The 21,053-nt window shown below is 64.9% G+C and carries 15 protein-coding genes; 6 read left to right on the forward strand and 9 right to left on the reverse strand.

What is annotated here, in order from left to right:
* Positions 1 to 7: 7 nt before the first annotated feature.
* Positions 8 to 838 (reverse strand): class I SAM-dependent methyltransferase, encoded by an 831-nt coding sequence (locus tag CH249_RS25235; RefSeq protein ID WP_094682340.1) that lies wholly within the window; start codon positions 836 to 838, stop codon positions 8 to 10.
* A 215-nt stretch (positions 839 to 1,053) separates the two neighbouring features.
* Between CH249_RS25235 and rpsA the strand changes: the two genes are divergently transcribed.
* Entirely contained in the window at positions 1,054 to 2,532 is a 1,479-nt protein-coding gene (rpsA, locus tag CH249_RS25240) for a 30S ribosomal protein S1 (RefSeq protein WP_027497255.1), read from the forward strand.
* 156 nt (positions 2,533 to 2,688) lie between these two features.
* Here rpsA and CH249_RS25245 read toward each other — a convergent pair whose 3' ends face one another.
* Complete coding sequence (locus tag CH249_RS25245) at positions 2,689 to 2,898, reverse strand: hypothetical protein (protein WP_032394307.1); 210 nt, start codon at positions 2,896 to 2,898, stop codon at positions 2,689 to 2,691.
* A gap of 129 nt (positions 2,899 to 3,027) precedes the next feature.
* Here CH249_RS25245 and coaE point away from each other — a divergent pair, with 129 nt between their 5' ends.
* The gene (gene coaE / locus CH249_RS25250) at positions 3,028 to 4,245 is read left to right on the forward strand and encodes a dephospho-CoA kinase (protein ID WP_094682341.1); all 1,218 of its coding nucleotides are present in this window, start codon (positions 3,028 to 3,030) and stop codon (positions 4,243 to 4,245) included.
* 45 nt (positions 4,246 to 4,290) lie between these two features.
* Here coaE and CH249_RS25255 read toward each other — a convergent pair whose 3' ends face one another.
* Positions 4,291 to 4,836, reverse strand: a complete 546-nt coding sequence (locus tag CH249_RS25255; RefSeq protein ID WP_032394305.1) for a DUF402 domain-containing protein — start codon at positions 4,834 to 4,836, stop codon at positions 4,291 to 4,293.
* Positions 4,837 to 4,913: 77 nt separating this feature from the next.
* Between CH249_RS25255 and uvrB the strand changes: the two genes are divergently transcribed.
* On the forward strand, positions 4,914 to 7,076 hold the full coding sequence (gene uvrB, locus CH249_RS25260; RefSeq protein WP_032394304.1) for an excinuclease ABC subunit UvrB: 2,163 nt from the start codon (positions 4,914 to 4,916) through the stop codon (positions 7,074 to 7,076).
* A 152-nt stretch (positions 7,077 to 7,228) separates the two neighbouring features.
* Positions 7,229 to 8,095, forward strand: a complete 867-nt coding sequence (locus CH249_RS25265) for a hypothetical protein (RefSeq protein ID WP_032394303.1) — start codon at positions 7,229 to 7,231, stop codon at positions 8,093 to 8,095.
* 6 nt (positions 8,096 to 8,101) lie between these two features.
* On the opposite strand, the gene CH249_RS25270 is transcribed toward CH249_RS25265, so the two are convergent.
* A complete protein-coding gene (locus CH249_RS25270; protein WP_032394302.1) occupies positions 8,102 to 8,959 on the reverse strand; it encodes an ABC transporter permease in 858 nt (285 codons plus the stop codon).
* Complete coding sequence (locus CH249_RS25275) at positions 8,956 to 11,811, reverse strand: alpha/beta fold hydrolase (protein ID WP_094682342.1); 2,856 nt, start codon at positions 11,809 to 11,811, stop codon at positions 8,956 to 8,958. Before CH249_RS25275 ends, CH249_RS25270 begins: the two co-directional genes overlap by 4 nt.
* Before the next feature lie 182 nt (positions 11,812 to 11,993).
* Between CH249_RS25275 and CH249_RS25280 the strand changes: the two genes are divergently transcribed.
* Positions 11,994 to 12,446, forward strand: a complete 453-nt coding sequence (locus CH249_RS25280) for a universal stress protein (protein ID WP_032378962.1) — start codon at positions 11,994 to 11,996, stop codon at positions 12,444 to 12,446.
* 69 nt (positions 12,447 to 12,515) lie between these two features.
* On the opposite strand, the gene CH249_RS25285 is transcribed toward CH249_RS25280, so the two are convergent.
* From CH249_RS25285 to CH249_RS25295, 3 genes are all read right to left on the reverse strand, one after another.
* The gene (locus tag CH249_RS25285) at positions 12,516 to 14,837 is read right to left on the reverse strand and encodes an ATP-binding domain-containing protein (protein ID WP_032394300.1); all 2,322 of its coding nucleotides are present in this window, start codon (positions 14,835 to 14,837) and stop codon (positions 12,516 to 12,518) included.
* Between the two features lie 140 nt (positions 14,838 to 14,977).
* Positions 14,978 to 16,168: a DoxX family protein gene (locus CH249_RS25290; protein ID WP_032394299.1), complete on the reverse strand. Its 1,191-nt coding sequence runs from the start codon at positions 16,166 to 16,168 to the stop codon at positions 14,978 to 14,980.
* 136 nt (positions 16,169 to 16,304) lie between these two features.
* Positions 16,305 to 16,994, reverse strand: a complete 690-nt coding sequence (locus tag CH249_RS25295; protein ID WP_094699035.1) for an MBL fold metallo-hydrolase — start codon at positions 16,992 to 16,994, stop codon at positions 16,305 to 16,307.
* A gap of 258 nt (positions 16,995 to 17,252) precedes the next feature.
* Between CH249_RS25295 and uvrA the strand changes: the two genes are divergently transcribed.
* Positions 17,253 to 20,183, forward strand: coding sequence for an excinuclease ABC subunit UvrA (gene uvrA, locus CH249_RS25300; RefSeq protein WP_045199677.1), 2,931 nt, complete (start codon positions 17,253 to 17,255; stop codon positions 20,181 to 20,183).
* A 114-nt stretch (positions 20,184 to 20,297) separates the two neighbouring features.
* On the opposite strand, the gene CH249_RS25305 is transcribed toward uvrA, so the two are convergent.
* Complete coding sequence (locus CH249_RS25305) at positions 20,298 to 20,678, reverse strand: DUF1844 domain-containing protein (protein WP_094682353.1); 381 nt, start codon at positions 20,676 to 20,678, stop codon at positions 20,298 to 20,300.
* Positions 20,679 to 21,053 lie beyond the last annotated feature (375 nt).

Consider the following 21,053-nt stretch of genomic DNA (forward strand, 5'->3'; position numbering starts at 1 on the left):
GCGGTGTCTATCGGAGCGGTTTGCGGCTGCTGAAGATCGCGGTGCCGGGAAAGAGTTGCCCGCGCAATGGGCTCCACTGACCCCACTCGCGGTCGAGCCACTCCGGCCAGTCGGGTTCGACGATGTCGCGTACCTCGAGGCCTGCGGCGACCAGTTCGCGCACCCGATCGCCGATCGTGCGGTGATGCTCGACGTAGTTGGGGGTTCCGTCCGCGTCGTACTCGACGTACGGAGTTCGGTCGAAGTACGGAATCGTCGCGGTCAGGCCGGCCACGCCGGGATCGTCGGGGAACACCCAACGCATCGGATGATTGACGGCGAACACCCAGATGCCACCCGGCCGAAGAACCCGCGCCACTTCCTTCATCACATTGGCGGAGTCCGCAACGAACGGCACCGCACCGAATGCCGAGCAGACGATGTCGAAGCGCTCGTCGGCGAACGGCAAGGACTCGGCACTGGCCTGTACCAGCGGAACCGTCGACCCGCCCGCGGTCATGGCGTCGACGCCGCGCTGCAACATGCCCATCGAGATGTCGAGACCGATCGCGCGCGCACCCTGGGTTCCGAGCCAGCGGGCGCACGGTGCGCTGCCGCAGCCCACCTCGAGCACGTCCTTGCCCACGACGTCGCCCAGCAGATGCACGTCGCCCTCGTGCAGTCCCTCCGGGCACCAGACGAACTCCCCGGATTCGGCCGTCACCCCCAGGAACGCGCCATGGGTACGGTGGTAGGCCTCGGCGTCGGAATCCCACCAGAGGCGACTCGCGCGGTCGCTCGCGACCGAGTCGATTCGGCCGCGGCCGGGAGTGGACGACGGTGGGGAAAGATCGGTCACACGCCGACTCTAACGGGGTTTGTGCTGGTACTGCGGCATCGCGTACCCTGTTCAACGCGAGTGTGTTCATGCTGCGCCCAGGTCGGGTCCGCCCGGCGTCGGCGCATGCGGATCCGGCAACGGTTCCGCCGAATGTGCTCGTGTTGCACACGTTTCACCAAGTCCGACCGAACATCCATCAACCGATACCCAACCCGTCCGGAGCAACTCAACACATGCCCTCAACCACAACCTCACCGCAGGTAGCCGTCAACGATATCGGCTCCGCAGAGGATTTTCTCGCCGCCATCGACGCCACGATCAAGTACTTCAACGATGGTGACATCGTCGAGGGCACCATCGTCAAGGTCGATCGTGACGAGGTTCTACTCGACATCGGTTACAAGACCGAAGGCGTCATCCCCTCCCGCGAGCTCTCCATCAAGCACGACGTCGACCCCAACGAGGTCGTCTCCGTGGGAGATGAGATCGAAGCACTCGTCCTCACCAAGGAGGACAAGGAAGGCCGTCTGATCCTGTCCAAGAAGCGAGCTCAGTACGAGCGCGCTTGGGGCACGATCGAGGAGCTCAAGGAGAAGGACGAGGCCGTCAAGGGCACCGTCATCGAGGTCGTCAAGGGTGGACTCATCCTCGACATCGGTCTTCGTGGCTTCCTCCCCGCTTCGCTCGTCGAGATGCGTCGCGTCCGCGATCTCCAGCCGTACGTCGGCAAGGAGATCGAGGCCAAGATCATCGAGCTCGACAAGAACCGCAACAACGTGGTCCTGTCGCGCCGCGCATGGCTCGAGCAGACCCAGTCCGAGGTCCGCAGCGAATTCCTGCACCAGCTCCAGAAGGGCCAGGTCCGTAAGGGCGTCGTGTCCTCCATCGTCAACTTCGGTGCCTTCGTGGACCTGGGTGGCGTCGACGGACTCGTGCACGTCTCCGAGCTGTCCTGGAAGCACATCGATCACCCGTCCGAGGTTGTCGAGGTCGGCACCGAGGTCACCGTCGAGGTTCTCGACGTCGACCTGGACCGCGAGCGTGTTTCCCTGTCGCTCAAGGCAACTCAGGAAGATCCGTGGCGCCAGTTCGCTCGCACCCACGCGATCGGCCAGATCGTGCCCGGCAAGGTCACCAAGCTGGTTCCCTTCGGTGCATTCGTGCGCGTCGAAGAGGGCATCGAGGGCCTCGTGCACATCTCCGAGCTGGCCGAGCGCCACGTGGAGGTTCCGGACCAGGTCGTGGGTGTCGGCGACGACGCACTCGTCAAGGTCATCGACATCGATCTCGAGCGTCGCCGGATTTCGTTGAGCCTCAAGCAGGCCAACGAGGACTACGCAGAAGAGTTCGATCCGTCCAAGTACGGCATGGCCGACTCGTACGACGAGGGTGGCAACTACATCTTCCCCGAGGGCTTCGACTCCGAGACCAACGAATGGCTCGAAGGTTACGAGAAGCAGCGTGAAGAGTGGGAAGGTCGCTACGCCGAGGCGGAGCGTCGCCACAAGATGCACACCGCTCAGATGGAGAAGACGGCCAAGGACGAAGCTGCCGAAGCCGCCAACACCAACTACTCCTCCGAGTCGGGTCAGGCTCCCGCCGATGCAGAAGGCGACGCTCCCGCAGCGTCGGCTCCGGCCTCGACCGGTGGATCGCTGGCCAGCGATGCGCAGCTCGCTGCACTTCGCGAGAAGCTGTCGGGCAACGCCTGATAGATGTGGTCCACCCGTGAGGGTGTGACGCCGAGCCCCGGTTCTCTCCACGAGAACCGGGGCTTTCTCGTTCGAATCAGGTGACCGAAAACTCTGCGGAAACGACGATGGACCCGGTTCGGATGAACCGGGCCCATGGTGGAGGGGGAGTGCGAACTACGCGGCGGTGGCTGGACTCCACTGGCCGACGCTCTCCGTGCGCTTGCGCATGGTCGCGAAGCTGTGGCGGGCGGGGGTCAGGAGGTTGGTGAACCAGTTGCGCCGATGGTCGGCCAACGCCGAGGCTACTTCCGGGATCAGAATGCAATGAACGCCAGCATCCATGCCAAGGCGGTGCCGACCCGGTTGGATCTGATTGCTTCGCATGGGTGTCCTTTTCAATAGCTGTGGGTCGGCACATCGAGGTCGCGCTCGTCGAAGATAACCGACGGATCTGTGAAACCGGTGCATTTGAGGCTGGTGTGCTTCGGCGTGTTCGAGTGTCAGACTGGGTGCATGCTGAGACTGGGACTGACCGGTGGAATAGGTGCCGGAAAATCGACCGTTGCGAAGGTGCTGACCGAACTCGGGGGAGTGCTCGTCGACTCCGACGTGCTTGCCCGTGAAGTCGTGGAGCCGGGAACACCTGGGCTGCAACAACTGACCGATACCTTCGGAACCGACATTCTCGCACCCGATGGCTCGCTCGACCGTCCGGCATTGGCGGCCAAGGCATTCGGCGACGAGGAATCCCGCAAGAAGCTCAACGCCATCGTTCACCCGTTGGTCGGTGCGCGTACTGCCGAGATCATCGACGGAGCAGCGTCGGATGCCGTAGTGGTGCAGGACATTCCGCTCCTCGTCGAAGGATCGATGGGCCAGTTCTTTCACCTCGTGGTCATCGTGTGGGTCGACGCCGAGGAACGGGTGCGTCGTCTGACGGGACAGCGAGGCATGCCCGAGGCCGACGCCCGGGCGCGGATCGCAGCGCAGGCAACCGATGATGCGCGCCGAGCCGCGGCCGACGTGTGGATCGACAACACCGGTGCGCCGGGAAGCGTCGACGACGACGTCCGAGCCCTGTGGAACGACCGACTGATTCCCTTCGAGCGCAACATCAGGGAGGGGGTCATCGCGCGTGTTCATCCGGAACAGGTGACGGCCGACCCCGCGTGGGAATTGCAGGCCCGACGGATCGTCTCGCGTCTGGCTCTTGCCTGTTCCGACAAGGCGGTCCGTATCGATCACATCGGATCCACCGCAGTGCCCGGCCTCGACGCCAAGGACGTCATAGACATCCAGATCACCGTGCGCGGGCTCGACGACGCCGATTCCGTAGCCGAACAGTTGCGCGTGGCAGGGTTCCCGCGGCGAGAGGACGCCGACTTCGACCATCCCAAGCCCGCGTACGGAATCGGCGGCGAAGCCGATCCGGCCGTGTGGTCCAAGCGTTTTCACGGCAGTGCAGACCCCGGCCGACCGGCGAACGTCCACATCCGGGTGGACGGCTGGCCCAATCAGAGGTTCGCGCTGCTGTTCCGGGACTGGTTGCGGGCGGACGACAGCATCAGGACCGAGTATTCCGGAATCAAGCGACGCGCCTCCGAGGCCGCTGCCGGAATCACGGACTTCGCATCGGCGATCGAGGCCTACGAGAACGCAAAAGCACCGTGGTTCGATGTGGCATACCGCCGGGCATGGCAGTGGGCCGAGGAGACGAACTGGACTGCGTGAATCGGGTCGGGTTGATCCTGGACCCTGAGAACCCGGGTCGGTGGATCAGGACGGTTTACCGTTCCACTCGGTCGGCATTCCGACCGACGCGAGCCACGCGTTCAGGTCGTAATCGTGTCGCGTCAGACCTTCGATGGCCGTGATCGACCTGGCCAGTGCCAGCTCGGCCGTCGGGGTGTCGACGTGTTGCGCCACCCGAGCGTCGAACAACTCGTCGACGTCGAGCAGGTCGTAATCGCGGCCGGTACGGACACTGAGGTCGAGATAGTGGTCGACGGATGTCCAACGGGTGGTGCCGGCGGTGTACTCGCCGATGTCGACGTAGTAGTCCTGATCGCGGGCGTGTGCAGGCAGGTAGTGGAACACCGAGGCTCGGAGCCCGAGAGCGGGCAGCAACCAGGACTCCAGGTAGTCGAAATGGGCGTGATCCGACGGGCGGGCCATGTACAGCCCCCACGGCTCGACGCGGTATTCGTCGACGACACGGACGAACCCCTTGGGATCCACGTTCGTCTTGGCGACGAGGTCGAACGTCTCGTGCTTGGGGGCATGAACGACGGCGTGCGCACCGGCTGACGTGTGAGCGACCATGCCTGTAGAAGCTACCGGGAACCAGCGTGTGGGTCTGTCCGACGGAACTTGTCGGTGGTCGCGTCTACGCTTGTGAAATGGCGTTTGCATCCGAACATCCCGTTGTCGCGCACTCCGAACACCGTCCGGTGGGCGCAATCGAGCGCACCGGACCGGCGTTCGAGGTCGTCAGCGAACACGTACCGGCAGGCGATCAGCCGACCGCCATCGCCGAGCTCGAACGGCGGATCAAGGCGGACGAGAAGGACGTCGTCCTGCTCGGTGCCACCGGTACCGGCAAATCGGCCACCACCGCCTGGCTCATCGAGAAGCTGCAGCGCCCGACCCTGGTGATGGCACCGAACAAGACGCTGGCGGCGCAGTTGGCGAACGAGCTGCGAGACATGTTGCCCAACAACGCAGTCGAGTACTTCGTCTCGTACTACGACTACTACCAGCCCGAGGCGTACATCGCGCAGACCGACACCTACATCGAGAAGGACTCGTCCATCAACGACGATGTCGAACGTCTGCGGCACTCGGCGACGGCATCGCTGCTCTCGCGCCGAGACGTGGTCGTGGTGGCGTCGGTGTCGTGCATCTACGGTCTCGGCACCCCGCAGTCGTACGTCGATCGGTCGATCGAGCTGGAGGTCAACGTCGAAGTGCAGCGTGACGCGCTGCTCCGGCTGCTGGTGGACGTGCAGTACACCCGCAACGACATGGCCTTCACCCGCGGATCGTTCCGGGTCCGCGGCGACACCGTCGAGATCATTCCGTCCTACGAGGAACTCGCGATTCGAATCGAGTTCTTCGGTGACGAGATCGAAGCGCTGTACTACCTGCATCCGCTCACCGGCGACATCGTTCGGCAGGTGGATTCGGTGCGCATCTTCCCGGCCACGCACTACGTCGCCGGTCCGGAGCGAATGGAACGAGCCGTCAAGGACATCGAGGCCGAACTCGAAGATCGGCTCGCCGAGCTGGAGAGCAAAGGAAAACTGCTCGAGGCTCAGCGGCTGCGGATGCGGACGCAATACGACCTGGAGATGATCAAGCAGGTCGGGTTCTGCTCTGGTATCGAGAACTACTCGCGGCACATCGACGGCCGTGGTGCAGGCACCGCGCCCGCGACACTGATCGACTACTTTCCCGAGGACTTCCTACTGGTCATCGACGAGTCCCACGTGACGGTGCCGCAGATCGGAGCCATGTACGAGGGCGATATGTCGCGCAAGCGCAATCTCGTCGACTTCGGGTTCCGCTTGCCGTCCGCGACCGACAACCGACCGTTGACGTGGGAGGAGTTCACCCAGCGCATCGGTCAGACGGTCTACCTCTCGGCAACTCCGGGAAAGTACGAGCTGGGCCAGACCGGGGGAGAGTTCGTCGAGCAGGTGATTCGTCCCACCGGACTCGTCGACCCCAAGGTCGTCATCAAACCGACCAAGGGGCAGATCGACGACCTGGTCCATCAGATCCGGGAACGCGCGGAGAAGGACGAGCGTGTGCTGGTGACCACGCTGACCAAGAAGATGTCGGAGGATCTGACCGACTACTTGCTCGAGCTGGGCATTCGTGTCCGCTACCTGCACTCCGACATCGACACGCTGCGCCGCGTCGAACTGCTTCGGCAACTCAGGTTGGGCGAGTACGACGTACTGGTGGGCATCAACCTGCTCCGTGAGGGTCTCGACCTACCCGAAGTCTCGTTGGTGGCAATTCTCGACGCCGACAAGGAAGGCTTCCTTCGCAGCGGCACCAGTCTCATTCAGACCATCGGCCGTGCCGCGCGAAACGTCTCCGGTGAAGTCCATATGTACGCCGACAAGATGACCGATTCGATGACCTACGCCATCGAGGAAACCGAGCGTCGACGCGAGAAGCAGATCGCGTACAACAAGGAGCGAGGCGTCGATCCGCAGCCGCTGCGCAAGAAGATCGCCGACATTCTCGACCAGGTGTACCAGGAGGCCGAGGACACCGAGTCCGTCGTCGAGGTCGGTGGATCCGGTCGCAACGCCAGCCGCGGACGGCGAGCACAGGGCGAGGCGGGTAGGTCGGTCAGCACCGGTGTGTACGAGGGTCAGGACGTGTCGTCGATGCCCCGCGCCGAGCTGGCCGATCTGATCAAGAACATGACCGATCAGATGATGAACGCGGCACGTGAGCTCAAGTTCGAGCTCGCCGGCCGGCTGCGCGACGAGATCCAGGATCTGAAGAAGGAGCTCCGAGGCATGGACGCGGCCGGCCTCAAGTAGGTCGGGCGGGTGGCGCGAGTGAAGCCTGCGGAATGAGCCAGGGGGGGCCAGCGGAATGAGCCAGGGGGGCGCGAGTGGAGCCAGCGGAATGAGCCAGGTGACGCGAGTGGAGCCTGCGGAGTGGTTCGAGATGGTTCGGTTACGGTTCAGTGATGGACGCAACCACCGCCGGCCGCACCTCTCGCGCGCTCGAATTGATCCACTCGATGACCTATTTCCTTCCGGAGACGCAGGATGCTCTGGTCGCAACCGGGTTGGCGCCGCGGGCCTGCTATTTCGCGGGTCGAGCTGCACCACTGGGGCGCGTCGGCGCGGGCGTCGTGACCGCCACGTTCTACAACTTCAATCGGGAGCTTGTGGCACCGCTCATCCCGGCGGCCTGGGACGTCACGTCACCCGACGAGATCATGGCCATCCGTTACGCCACTCTCGATGCCGCCTTCGGTCGACTGCTGGGCCCCGAGGTTCTCGAATCCGCGGACATGGCCGAGGCCGCGGACCTGGCATCGATCGCGGCCCGGGGGATTCCCGGTGACGACGGTCGACCCCTGTACGCGGCGTATGCAGAGCTCGACTGGCCGACAGCACCGCATCTGGTGCTCTGGCACGCACTGACACTGATCCGCGAATACCGCGGCGACGGGCATATCGCAGCGCTGCAGACCGCGGGTCTGAGCGGTTTGGAAGCGTTGATCACCCACACGGCCACCGGATACGGCTTCGAGAAGGAGTTCGCCCGCAAGCGTCGAGGGTGGTCGACCGAGCAGTGGGACGCGGCGGTCGCGTCTCTGGCCGATCGAGAGCTGCTCTCGTCCGACGGTGCACTGACCCAGGACGGCAAGGATCTCCGAACGTTGGTCGAGGACATCACCAACGACCTCGCTGTTGCGCCCTGGGCCGCCCTCGGCGAGGACGGTGCTGCTCGGCTGGTCTCGATCGCGACGCCGTGGCGCGAGTCGATCGTCGGCCAGGGCGTCATTCCCGCCGGCGTCTTCGGGCCCGCGCTCACGAAGAAGTGATCCGCCTCAGCTGGTGATGTCCTTGGTGCCGAAACGTCGCCACGCGATCAACCCGAACACTGCCGCGTACGTGATGGCGGAGAACGATCCGACCACCATGTCGTTCCAGTCGATGCTCGTTCCGAAAGCGTCGATCCACGAGTTCGCGTAGTGCCCGGGAAGGTAGTTGCGGAGCGATCCCAGCGCCGTGATCTGATCGAGGATCTGCATCAGAATCGACGTCATCACGGCACCACCGACGGCCCCGAGCGGGGCGTCGGTGAGTACCGACAGCAGCATCGCCAGGCCGGCCACCCACAGCAGGTTGATGCCGATGTACGCGACTGCGATCAGCAGCCGCACCAGCGAGGTGCCGTAGGGCAGTCCCTCACCCAGCGGGGTGATGAGTGATTCGGCTCCGTAGAGCACGGTTCCGATCAACAGCGACACCCCGACGAGCACGGCGATAGCCACGCCGGACAGCGTCGCCGACACCAGAGCCTTCTGCGTCAGCAGTCGACTCCTTGGCACGGGAATGGCCAGCAGGTACCGCAGACTCGACCACGACGCTTCGCTTGCCACCGAGTCGCCGAAGAACAGGGCCACCACCACGATCAGCAGAAATCCGACCGACATGAACAGAGCGAAGACCGTGAAGTTCATACCGCCGCGAGTGCCGAGCTCGATGAGCCCGTCGGCATCGGAATCCGCATTCGAGCTGCCGACGGTGAAGGCGATGGCCAGGATCACCGGAAGCAGGGCCAGAAAGCCGATGGCCAGCTGAGTGCGGCGACGTCCCAGTTGCCTGCGCAACTCGGTACGGAACGGCAAGGTGCTGCCGCCGGTGTACCCGGCAGCGCGCCCGTCGGCGTGTGTGGTGCTCATGCGCGATCCTTGCTGGTGTCGGACCCTGGGTTGTCTCGGTGGACGAGGTCGAGGAAGACGTCTTCGAGGCGCGTCGACTGCGAGAATCCGCGCACCGAGACCCCCGAGGTGACGAGTTCTCTGATGACGACTGCGGCATCCGCATCGGTCAGGTCTACGGTCACAGTGCCGTCGTCGACGATCACCGCGCCGTCGTGGCCGGAGGCGTCGAGCACCGACTGCGCGCGGGTGGCGTCGTCGACCCTGATCTCCGTCTGTCCGCCGGCCGCGGTCAGTTCGCGGACGGTACCGGAACTGATCACCGATCCGCGATTCATGACGACCACGTGGGTGCAGGTCTGCTCCACCTCGGCGAGCAGATGGCTCGACACCAACACGGTTCGACCGGTTTTCGCGTAGTTGATCAGCACATCGCGCATCGTCCTGATCTGTGGTGGGTCGAGTCCGTTGGTCGGTTCGTCGAGGACCATCAGATCCGGCAGCCCCAACATGGCCTGGGCGATCGCGAGCCGCTGCCGCATACCTTGGCTGTAGGACTTGACCTTGCGTTCGATCGCGGTGCCGAGGTCGGCGATCTCGAGAGCTTCCTCGAGGTGAGCGTCCTCGATCGGGCGACCGGTCGCTTCCCAGTACAGCCGCAGATTCTGTGTTCCGGTCAGGTGCGGCAGGAAGCCGGATCCCTCGACGAAGGAGCCCAACCGGGACAGCACCGGGGCTCCGGGGGTCACCTTGTGGCCGAAGACTCGAATGTCGCCGCCGGTGGGCGTGATCAGGCCCATCAGCATGCGCAGGGTGGTGGTCTTTCCTGCGCCGTTCGGCCCGAGCAGACCCAGAACCTGGCCCTGCTTCACCTCGAAGCTGACGCCGTCGACGGCGCGGAAGCCGTTGGAATACGTTTTGGCCAGATCGGTGATCACCAGGGGAGTGTCGATGAGATCCTCGTCCACTTCAGCGACTGCGCGACGTCTGGTCCGCACGATTCCGGCGACGATCGCACCGGCGACCGCCAGCAGGACGATTCCGATGCCGATGAGTGGTGCCACCGGAACGGTGCTGTCGGCGCTCGCCTCGGCGGGGACGGTGGGCAACGCGATGGTGTCGTCGGTCATGGCAACACTGAACTGCGCCGGCTCGAGTGGAACGGCGTACGCCTGATCGGTGGTGGAGATGCTCAGGTCGAGGCGATGACCCTGTTGCACGGTGTAGCTGATGCCAGGAAGCGCAACCGTGACGTCGACGGGGTCGATGCCTTCGGTAACGGGCAGTCGGATCGCCGAGACCGCCCCGCCCGGAAGCGTTCTCGTGCCGTTCGGCGCAACGTCGTAGAGCTTCGCGAACAGAACGGCTTGATCGGGTGACGCCAGCGACGCCACGCGCAGGTTCACCCGCGGGGCACCGGTGATCGTCACGGACGACTCGACGGGATCGCTGGTGAACGTTGCCGACTGGCCCGGCAGGTCCGCGGTCAGGGCTGCTCCGGCCCCGGTCGATCCGAGAGTCGAGAGCACCGAGCCCAAACCGGGTACCGACGAGATCGCCGACGGCGATGCTCCGGGTGGACGAATGATCGACTGGTTCTCGGCGGTGGGAGTGAACGTCACCGATCGGGTTTGCGTGGGATCGGACGCGGGGGTCAGTCCCGGGTAAGCAGGAGCCGTCATTCGGCGGTCACGATCGCCGCCGCGCTCGTCGGCTGCCCGCTGAGTGGAGTAGACGAACGGCTCGGCGTCGGTGCCGGTGGAGGCCTCGGTGCCCCGCAATGTCGTGTCGAAGAAGTCGGCGATGGCTCGATCGCTCGTGCCGTCGGTTCCGCCTGCATCGTGGCCACCGTCGAACCATCGCACGGTGACGTTCCCACCGGCTGCGGCGATCTGACGTGCCGTTGCGTCGGCCTGGTCGAGACCGAACAGTGTGTCCTGGGTGCCCTGAACCAGCAGCGTCGGTGCCGTGATGTTCGACGCCACCGCGACCGGCGAGTGAGCCGTCAGCAGATCGAGCAACTGCTGGCTGGGGATTCCGGTCACGGCGGATTCGGTGTAGGCGTCGCAGAATTCGGGTGCGAATCGTCCGCAGGCCGAGGTGCCCTCGGAGGTGCCGGAATCGGTGCTGTTGTCGCCGTTTCCGCCGGGTGGTGCACTCGCTGCGCCCACTCCGAAGAACACTCCGGCCCAGCCGCGCTTGAGGACGCCGGGTCCGCCGTACTCGGCAGCTGCGGGAGTGGCGATGTCGCCGAGGGCTTCTCGGCCTTCGACCGAGGTGACGCCGTAATTGGGAAACAGGGCCTGACCCAGGTCGTTCCAGGTGATCGCTGCGGCTATCGAATCGATCCGGGGGTCGGTGCCGCCTGCGCTCAGTGCCAGTGCGCCGCCGTAGGATCCGCCGGCAACTCCGACGTGCGGGTCGCCGGGAGCGTCCAGTTCCACCTCCGGTTGTTCGGCGAGCCAGTCGATGAGTCCGCGTGCGTCGGCGACCTCGCGATCGGGGTCGTTGAGCGAGATCGAACCCGTGCTGTCGCCGAACCCGCGTGCACTGTAGGCGAGCACCGTGTACCCGCGAGCAGTGAGATCACGTGCCTCCCCGTCGACCGAGTCCTTGCTGCCGCCGAAGCCGTGGGCGAGCAGCACCGTCGGCGCGGGCGTGACGGAGGGTACGTAGAGACGAGCGTCGATGTCGACGGTGCCCGTCGACCCGGGGTTGTCCGGTAGCGTGATGCGCGCTTCACGCGTGGATGTGTCGGCGCTCGAATCCTGGGGGAGGAAGACGAATGCGAGGGCGACCAGCGCCAGAACCGCAATCACGGCGGCACCGACAGTCATGGCCCGTCTCGACAGTGGCGGGCGGGGAATCGGCATGGAAACCAATGTATGTGAGTGGCGCGGATCGTGTTGTTCCCCAAGTTCACGTGCCGATCGGCCGGTTCCGGCTAATGTCAGCGAATCAGTCCCCGGACCACGTCTTTCGGTCCTGTGACTTGCACCAATCGAGTTCGACCAGAAGTGTCACATCTGTGTGTGACCGACAAATGGAGGAATGAATGAGCGCCTACCGCACCGTCGTCGTCGGGACCGATGGCTCCGAATCGTCACTGCGGGCAGTGGAGAAGGCCGCGGCTCTCGCGGGAGACGCCGATGCCACCCTGGTGATCGCTTGCGCGTACTACCCTGCCGATCCGAAGGACACGTCCGCTGCCGCCGACGCATTGCGCGAGGACGCCTATCAGATCACCGGATCGGCACCGACGCGTGAGATTCTGCGCACGGCGCGCGAGCACGCCACCAAGGCCGGTGCGAAGAACATCGAGGAGAAGGCGATCGTCGGTGCTCCCGTCGAGTCGCTGCTGGCACTCGTGGACGAGGTGAAGGGCGACCTGCTCGTCGTCGGCAACCGCGGCCTGAACTCGTTGACCGGCCGCCTGCTGGGCTCGGTTCCGTCGGACGCCGCGCGCAAGTCCACCTGCGATGTTCTGATCGTGCACACCGTCCGCTGATCTCACCCCGCACACACCAACGGCCCGCCCGTCGAATCGACGGAGCGGGCCGTTGGTGTGTGCGGTTCTCTACGCTTCCGGCTCGAACGGCTGCAGCGCCGAGAGTTCACCCGGCAGTGCGTTCACGTGCACCACGCCGAGTCGCTGCGTGGCCCGGGTGAGGGCAACGTACAGATCGTTCATGCCTTTGACCGAATCGTTCACTATGGCACCGGGTTCGACGATCAGCACCGAGTCGAACTCGAGTCCCTTGGCATCCTTGACAGTCGACACGGTGACCAGTTCCGAGGCCAGATGGCGGAATCGGTCGACGTGGTCTGCGGGAACCAGCACCGCGCTGAGGCCCGGGCGCGGGTGATCGGCCACTCGCTTCTCCACCGCGGTGACCAGATCTGCCGCTGCCACCCGTTGAGCCCACGGCCGGGTTCCGGTGCTGCGGATGGACCGCGGCTCGGACTGCTCGGGATCGATGGCAGCCAACACATCGTGTGCCACGGCCATGATCTCGGACGGTGTTCGGTAGTTCACCGTCAGTTCGGTCAGCTTCCAGCGCTTGGCGACATACGGTTCGAGAACCGAACCCCACGACGAGGTTCCGGCGGGATCACCGGTCTGCGCCGTATCGCCCACCAGTGTCATCCACCGATTCGGTATGCGCCGCATCACCATTCGCCACGCCATCGCAGACAGTTCCTGCGCCTCGTCGACGATCACGTGCCCGTAGGTCCACGTTCGGTCACCGGCGGCCCGTTCGGCCGTCGTGAGTCGCTGACCCGAATTCTGCCGTCGTGCAAGCTGATCGGCATCGATGAGGTCGTAGGCCATCAGGATCTCCGGATCGAGCTCGTCCTCTAGGTCCTGAGGTGCCGAACCGGTCAGGATGTCCAGGGCACCCTGAGCGTCGGCGATCTGGCCGCGCCATTGTCGTTGCGCCTGTTCACGTTCGGCTGCGTCGTCGACGCCGAGCAGTTCGGCGAGCTCGTCGAGCAGGGGAGCGTCGGCCGACGAGAAGCCGTTGCCCCGACGGACGAGTGCCTCACGCTCCGCCTCATCGAGCGCAGGCGCGGCCGACGCAATCTTCTCGGGAGATGCGTAGAGGTCGCGGAGAACCTGCTGGGGAGACAGATCCGGCCACAGTTCGTCCACGGCGGCCATGACGTCCTGATCCTCGCGCATCTCGTCGCGCATGTCCGCGATGTCGTCGGCGCTGAGCAGGCTGGATCCGTCGACGAGATTCTGCCCGAGTTTCGCTGCCAGCTGGTTGGCCAACTGGTCGATGACCGAGGACACGAACAGCGGCCGAGCCAGGTTGTGCGGTCGCCGGGACGAGCGAGCGCGACCACGAGCCCTGGTGACGATCTTGCGATCGAGCGTGATGTCGTAGGTGTCGAACTTCAGTCGACGGGGCTGCGCGGGGACTTCCTGACGGTCGCGTACCGCCTGGGTCAGCACCTCGACCATCGACAGTCTGCCCTTGACCTCGGTGGCCAGGGCCGAATCTTCCCGTTGCGCACGAACTCCCGGGTAGAGGTCACCGATCGTGGACAGCAGGACGCCCGTCTCGCCGAGCGACGGCAGCACCTGCCCGATGTAATCGAGGAACGTGGCGTTGGGTCCGATGATCAGCACACCGCTCTTACCGAGCTGCTGGCGGTAGGTGTAGAGCAGGTACGCGGCGCGGTGCAGCGCGACGGCTGTCTTACCGGTGCCCGGTCCGCCCTGAACCACCAACACGCTGCGATGCTGCGAACGGATGATCGCGTCCTGCTCGCTCTGGATCGTCTCGACGATGTCGTTCATCTGACCAGTACGTGCGGCATCGAGAGCCGAGAGCAGCGCACCTTCGCTCGCGACACCGCCTGCCACGGCGGCATCGCTCGACGATCGGGCAGAGTTCAGGTCGAGAAATTCGTCGGCGATCGACGTCACTCGACGACCACGGGTGCGAATGTGTCTGCGCCGCAACACGTTTTCGGGTGCGGCGGGTGTGGCCAGGTAGAACGGCCGGGCCATCGGTGCTCGCCAGTCCAACAGCAGAGTCTCGTAGTCGTTCTTGTCGTCGAGAATTCCGACGCGGCCGATGTAGCGCTCGGGCCGATCGTCGACCTTGGGGTCGAGGGACTCGGGATCGAGGTCGATGCGCCCGAAGCACAGTCCGTTCTCGGCCGCGTCGTACTTGGCGATGTCCTCGGTGTACATCTGGTTGAACGATTCGCGTTCGCTCCGGGCCTGCGGGGTGCCGCCGGTCTCGAGCAGCACTGCGCGCAATCGGTTCGCGGCGTATTCGCGTAACGCGTCGAGCTGCGTGTAGAGCCGCGTCAGATGCGCTTGCTCGAAGTCTTCTTCGATCGGCACATCGGGGTTCGTCGATGTGTGGCCGTCGTCCGGCAAAGGGTCTCCTCGGGAGTTCGGCCGAGGCGAAGATATCGCCTCGAAATCAGCCAGAGCAGTCTACGTCGCACAACGGCCCTGCCGCAGAACCGCTGGTTCCGGGGCAGGGCCGCATCTGTATTTCGTGCTGTCGCGGGGAACTACTTCGCGTACTGCTGCAGCTTCTTGTCCAAGTTCTTCTGAGCCTTGGCGACTCGCTTCTCGAGCTTGGCGCGAGCCTGCTCGGTCACCTTCTCGAGTTCCTTGCTCTGCTTCTCGGCGCGCTTGCGGGCGCGCTTGCTCAGCGTCTCGACGCGATCGGACGCCAGATCGGCCCACGTGACTCCGCGCTTCTGTGCTTCGTCGGCGAGGACGGAACCCTTCTCGGCGGCCAGATCGGCGAGCTTGGACGCGCGCTTCTGCGCGACATCGGCCAATTCACTGCGACGGTCGGCGGCGACGTCGACGAGCTTGGAGCCGCGCTTCTGCGCGAGCTCCGCCAGGTCGGTTCCGCGGTGCGCTGCCTTGTCGGCGAGCTTGGAGCCGCGCTTCTGCGCCTCGTCGGCCAAGTCGCTGCCGCGATCGGCGGCGAGCTCGGCCAGCTTGGATCCACGCTTCTGTGCTTCCTCGGCGAGCACGGATCCCTTGTCGGCGGCCAGGTGAGCCCAGCGGTTCAGTGCCGGCTGAGCGACGTCGGCCAGCTCCGAGCCCTTGTCGGTGGCGATGTCGGCGAGCTTGGCCAACTTGGGCTGGGCGGCGTCGGCGAACTTGGCCAGCTTCGGCTGTGCTGCCTCGGCGAGATCGGCACTGCGGCTTGCGGCGATCGACGCGATTTCCTTGACACGCTCACCGGTCTCGTGGGTGGAGTGCCCGGGCAGTGCCGAGACGACGCTCTCCTGCGCGCGACGTGCTGCTCGCTTGCTCCGCCATGCCACGGACGGCTTGCCCTCGGTGTCGACGGCTGCGATGAGCAGTCCGCCGAGCAGGCTCAGGTTCTTGAAGAAATGGATACGCTGCGCAGCCTTCGCCTCCGGGTCGGTCTCGTTCCAGAAGGCGTGTCCGGCGAGCGTCGTCGGGACGAGACTTCCGGCGAGGGCGAGAGAGGCGATCCGCGGTGCCTTGCCGGTGGCCAGCAGAATGCCGCCGGCAACCTGGATTCCGCCGTTGATGCGGACCAGCGTCTCCGGGTCGTTCGGCACGTTCGCAGTGACGTCGTTGGGGAGGGCGTCCTTGCTCTGCTCGATCAGCGGAGTGGCGACCTGCGCCTTGCCGGTGGGATTACGGAGTGCGTCGACGCCCCCTGCGATGAAGATCGTAGACATCAGCGGACGGGCGATACGGCGGACCAGCATTGACAGCCTCCTGCGTAGTTTCTCGTGTCATCGGCGGTGGAACGTTGGGCGGCACGGCGATCGAAAACCTACCGCTGTGCGTCCTTTTGTCACACTATTCATACCCCGTGGTTCGCGGTCTCAAGCACGCCGATCGTCACCAACCGCGGGCGCGCCATTCGTCCAGGTGAGGGCGCTCGGCCCCGAGCGTCGTGTCCTTTCCGTGGCCCGGGTAGACGACGGTCTCGTCGTCGTAGCGGTCGAACAATTTCGCCGTCACGTCGTCGAGCAAGCGGGTGAAATCCTCGGGGCTGCCGGTCTTGCCCACGCCACCGGGAAAGAGTGAATCTCCGGTGAAGAGGTGGGTTCGAGCGCCGTCGGCATCGGTCAGTGCGAGGGCGATCGAGCCGGGGGTGTGTCCGGTCAGGTGCACCACATCGAACGTGAGCTCGCCCACCGACACGGTGTCCCGATCGGCCAGCAGTCGGTCCGGCGTGACGGGCAGCGGCTCGGCATCGAGTTCGTGGGCTGCCGTCGGGGAGTCGGTACCGCCGGCGATGTCCGCCAGCGCCAGCCAGTGGTCGGCGTGCTGGTGAGTCGTCACGATGAGCGAGAGCGTCGGCGCGTTCTCGTCGATGAGCGACGAGATGCGGTCGGCCTCGTTGGCGGCGTCGATCAGAACCGACTGACCTGTCGCGGAACAGACGACGAGGTAGGTGTTGTTGTCCATGGGGCCGACCGACATCTTGGTGATCGTCGCTCCGGGAATCGTTCGCCGCTGCGGCTGCGAACCCTGCGAGACGACGCCGGTGTAGTTGTCATCGATGACCATGAGGTGCTCGTCCATTTCGAGGACGCTACCGTCGTCGACGGCACGATGGGCGGCGGGGTCGCGGACGTGGAAAAGTCTGTCGGTGCCTGGATCTACCATTGCAACCGGGTGAGGTTCGTCCCTCACCGCAACAGGTTTTCGACGTGGGGTCCACGGTTACACGACGTGTGACCGATGCGTCGGCATCACACGTCATCACGCGACTCGAAGGTCATGCAGTGCTGCGACGCAGCAACTCGGCTGGACGTGCTCGTTCGGAAAGAAGGGAACACAGTGGCGGATCGCCTGATAGTGCGAGGTGCGCGGGAGCACAATCTGCGAGGAGTCGACATAGACCTGCCTCGGGATGCGCTGATCGTGTTCACGGGTCTGTCCGGATCGGGCAAATCCTCTCTCGCCTTCGACACGATCTTCGCCGAAGGGCAGCGTCGCTACGTGGAGTCGCTGTCCGCATACGCGCGGCAGTTCCTCGGACAGATGGACAAGCCGGACGTCGACTTCATCGAGGGCCTGTCGCCTGCGGTCTCCATCGATCAGAAGTCGACCAACCGCAACCCGCGTTCGACGGTGGGCACCATCACCGAGGTCTACGACTACCTCCGTCTGTTGTACGCGCGTGCGGGAACGGCTCACTGCCCCGTGTGTGGCGAACAGATCGCGAAGCAGACTCCCCAGCAGATCGTCGATCAGGTGCTGGACATGGAGGAGGGCCTGAAGTTCCAGGTTCTCGCCCCGGTGGTGCGCACCCGCAAGGGCGAGTTCGTCGACCTGTTCGATTCGCTGAACACTCAGGGTTACTCACGTGTTCGCGTCGACGGCGTCGTGCATCAGCTCACGAGCCCGCCGGTGCTCAAGAAGCAGGAAAAGCACGACATCGAGGTCGTCGTCGACCGCCTGACCGTCAAGTCGAGTTCGAAGCAGCGTCTGACCGACTCGGTGGAAACCGCCCTGCGATTGGCCGACGGCATCGTGGTCCTCGATTTCGTCGATCGTGACGAGAATGCATCGGACCGTGAGCGCCGGTTCTCCGAGAAGCTCGCGTGCCCCAACGGTCACCCGTTGTCCATCGACGATCTCGAACCGCGGTCGTTCTCCTTCAACTCGCCGTACGGTGCGTGCCCGGATTGCGTCGGCCTCGGCGTGCGCAAGGAGGTCGACCCGGAACTGGTCGTTCCCGACGGTGATCTCAGCCTCGCGGACGGTGCCATCGCACCGTGGTCGATGGGCCAGACGTCGGAGTACTTCGGCCGCCTGCTGTCCGGGCTAGCCGACGCCATGGGGTTCGATCTGAACGCGCCGTGGAACAAGTTGCCCGCCAAGGTCAAGCGCGCGGTCCTCGAGGGCAGCGACCACCAGGTGCACGTGAAGTACAAGAACCGCTACGGCCGCACGCGGTCGTACTACGCCGAGTTCGAGGGTGTGATGCCGTTCCTGCACCGTCGGTTGGAGCAGACCGAGTCCGAGCAGATGAAGGAACGCTACGACGGCTACATGCGCGACGTGCCGTGTCCCACGTGCAATGGCGCCAGGCTGCGGCCCGAAATCCTGTCGGTGACGATCTCCGCGGGCGACTTCGGGCCGAAGTCGATCGCCGAGGTGTGCGAGTTGTCGATCGCCGACACCGCAGATTTCCTGAACAGCCTCACCCTGGGTCGCCGCGAGGAGGCAATCGCAGGTCAGGTTCTCAAGGAGGTGCAAGCTCGTCTCGGTTTCCTGCTGGACGTCGGTCTGGAGTATCTGTCACTGGCCAGGACCGCCGGCTCGCTGTCCGGTGGCGAGGCCCAGCGCATTCGACTCGCCACCCAGATCGGATCGGGACTCGTCGGCGTTCTCTACGTCCTCGACGAGCCGTCGATCGGACTGCATCAGCGTGACAACCGCCGGCTCATCGACACGCTGACCCGGCTGCGTGACCTCGGGAACACGTTGATCGTCGTCGAGCACGACGAGGACACCATCCGCACCTCGGATTGGATAGTCGACATCGGTCCGTTGGCGGGTGAGCACGGCGGACGCGTCGTGCACAGCGGTTCGTACGAGGACCTGCTGACCAACGACGAATCGCTGACCGGTGCGTACCTGTCCGGGCGGATGGAGATTCCGCTGCCCGACACCCGCCGGGTCGTGGACAAGAAGCGTCAGGTCACCGTGGTCGGAGCCCGCGAACACAACCTCCGCGGCATAGACGTCAGCTTTCCGCTCGGCGTACTGACCTCGGTCACAGGGGTGTCGGGTTCGGGCAAGTCCACCCTCGTCAACGACATCCTCGCGACGGTGATGGCGAACAAGCTCAACGGTGCCCGTCAGGTTCCAGGGAGGCACACGCGCATCAACGGCCTCGATCAGCTCGACAAGCTCGTGCGGGTGGATCAGTCGCCGATCGGACGCACGCCACGCTCGAACGCCGCAACGTACACCGGGGTGTTCGACAAGATCCGCACGCTGTTCGCGGCGACCACCGAGGCCAAGGTGCGCGGCTACCAGCCCGGCCGATTCTCGTTCAACGTCAAGGGCGGCCGGTGCGAGGCGTGCTCGGGAGACGGCACACTCAAGATCGAGATGAACTTCCTGCCGGACGTCTACGTTCCGTGCGAGGTCTGTGAGGGTGCGCGGTACAACCGCGAGACACTCGAGGTGCATTACAAGGGCAAGACCATCGCCGAGGTCCTGGACATGCCGATCGAGGAGGCTGCCGACTTCTTCGAGGCGATCACCTCGATTCACCGCTACCTCAAGACGCTCGTCGAGGTCGGTCTCGGGTACGTCCGCCTCGGCCAACCGGCAACGACGCTGTCCGGCGGCGAAGCTCAACGCGTCAAACTGGCCGCGGAACTGCAGAAGCGCTCGACCGGCCGCACGGTCTACATTCTCGACGAACCGACCACCGGCCTGCACTTCGAGGACATCCGCAAGCTGCTCGGCGTCGTGAACGGCCTGGTGGACAAGGGCAACACGGTGATCGTGATCGAGCACAATCTGGACGTCATCAAGGTCTCGGACTGGGTCATCGACATGGGCCCCGAAGGTGGTTCCGGAGGCGGAATGGTTGTGGCGCAAGGTGATCCGGAGGCCGTGGCGGCCGTTTCCGAGAGCTACACCGGCAAATTCCTACAGGAGGCGCTCACCCGCGAGTCGGTGGTCGCTCCTCCGGTGAAGGCGGCTCCGAAGAAGCGCAGGCCTCGCAAGGTCGCCGCCGTCCGATGAGCGGCGAAGCCCGATAGAGGCAGCCGCCGGATTCACACCCCGGCAACGACGAAGCCGCATCCGGTACTCACCGGATGCGGCTTCGTGCTTCTGTCGACTTCGCCGGCGTTCTGCTCAGTGCACCGGGCCGGTGTACTTCTCGCCCGGGCCCTTTCCCGGCTCGTCCGGGTGGGCCGAAGCTTCCCGGAATGCGCGCTGCAGTGCCTGCAATCCGTCGCGAATGGGTCCGGCATGGGGGCCGAGGTATTCCACCGATGCGGTGACCAGGCCGGCCAGTGCGGTGATGACGCGTCGTGCCTCGTCGAGGTCCAGGTAGGGGCTCTCCGCAGGATCCGGCTCGGAGAGTCCCAGCTTCTCGGCCGCAGAACTCATCAGCATCACCGCAGCGCGGCTGATCACCTCCACAGCGGGAACCTCGGCGAGTTCACGGACTTCGGGCTCGGCACCCAGGGGATCGGCACCTGCGGAATCGTCGGGATTGAGGGAGCTGGTCATGCCTACGAGAATCCCACGCCTCCCGCTGGGGAGAGCATCGGGTATCCGCAGAGAAGGGGCCGACACCGCTCGATTGTTCGATTCGGGAATCTGCTGGTAGTGTGACTCGACGACCGTCTTCGGCGTGCGCTCCTCGATGGAGTTCACCGCACGGAGGCAGCAAGTGGAGCCCGACTCCCACCGGCACGTAGCCTTCAACAAGTTACTTCCGGTCCGGTCGCACGACGGAGATCCTCACAGGTTTCCTGCGTGCTTCCTCCCAGTGAGGAGACTGTACGACGACAGTTGTCGTGCTGGTCGACCGGTCGACATCGGGCCCTGCTATCGGATCACACCGAGAGCAGGGTTTTTTCGTTGCAGTGGAATGCATCGCTG

Origin of the sequence: Rhodococcus sp. 05-2255-3B1 (assembly GCF_002258545.1) — a bacterium.
GTDB lineage: Bacteria > Actinomycetota > Actinomycetes > Mycobacteriales > Mycobacteriaceae > Rhodococcoides.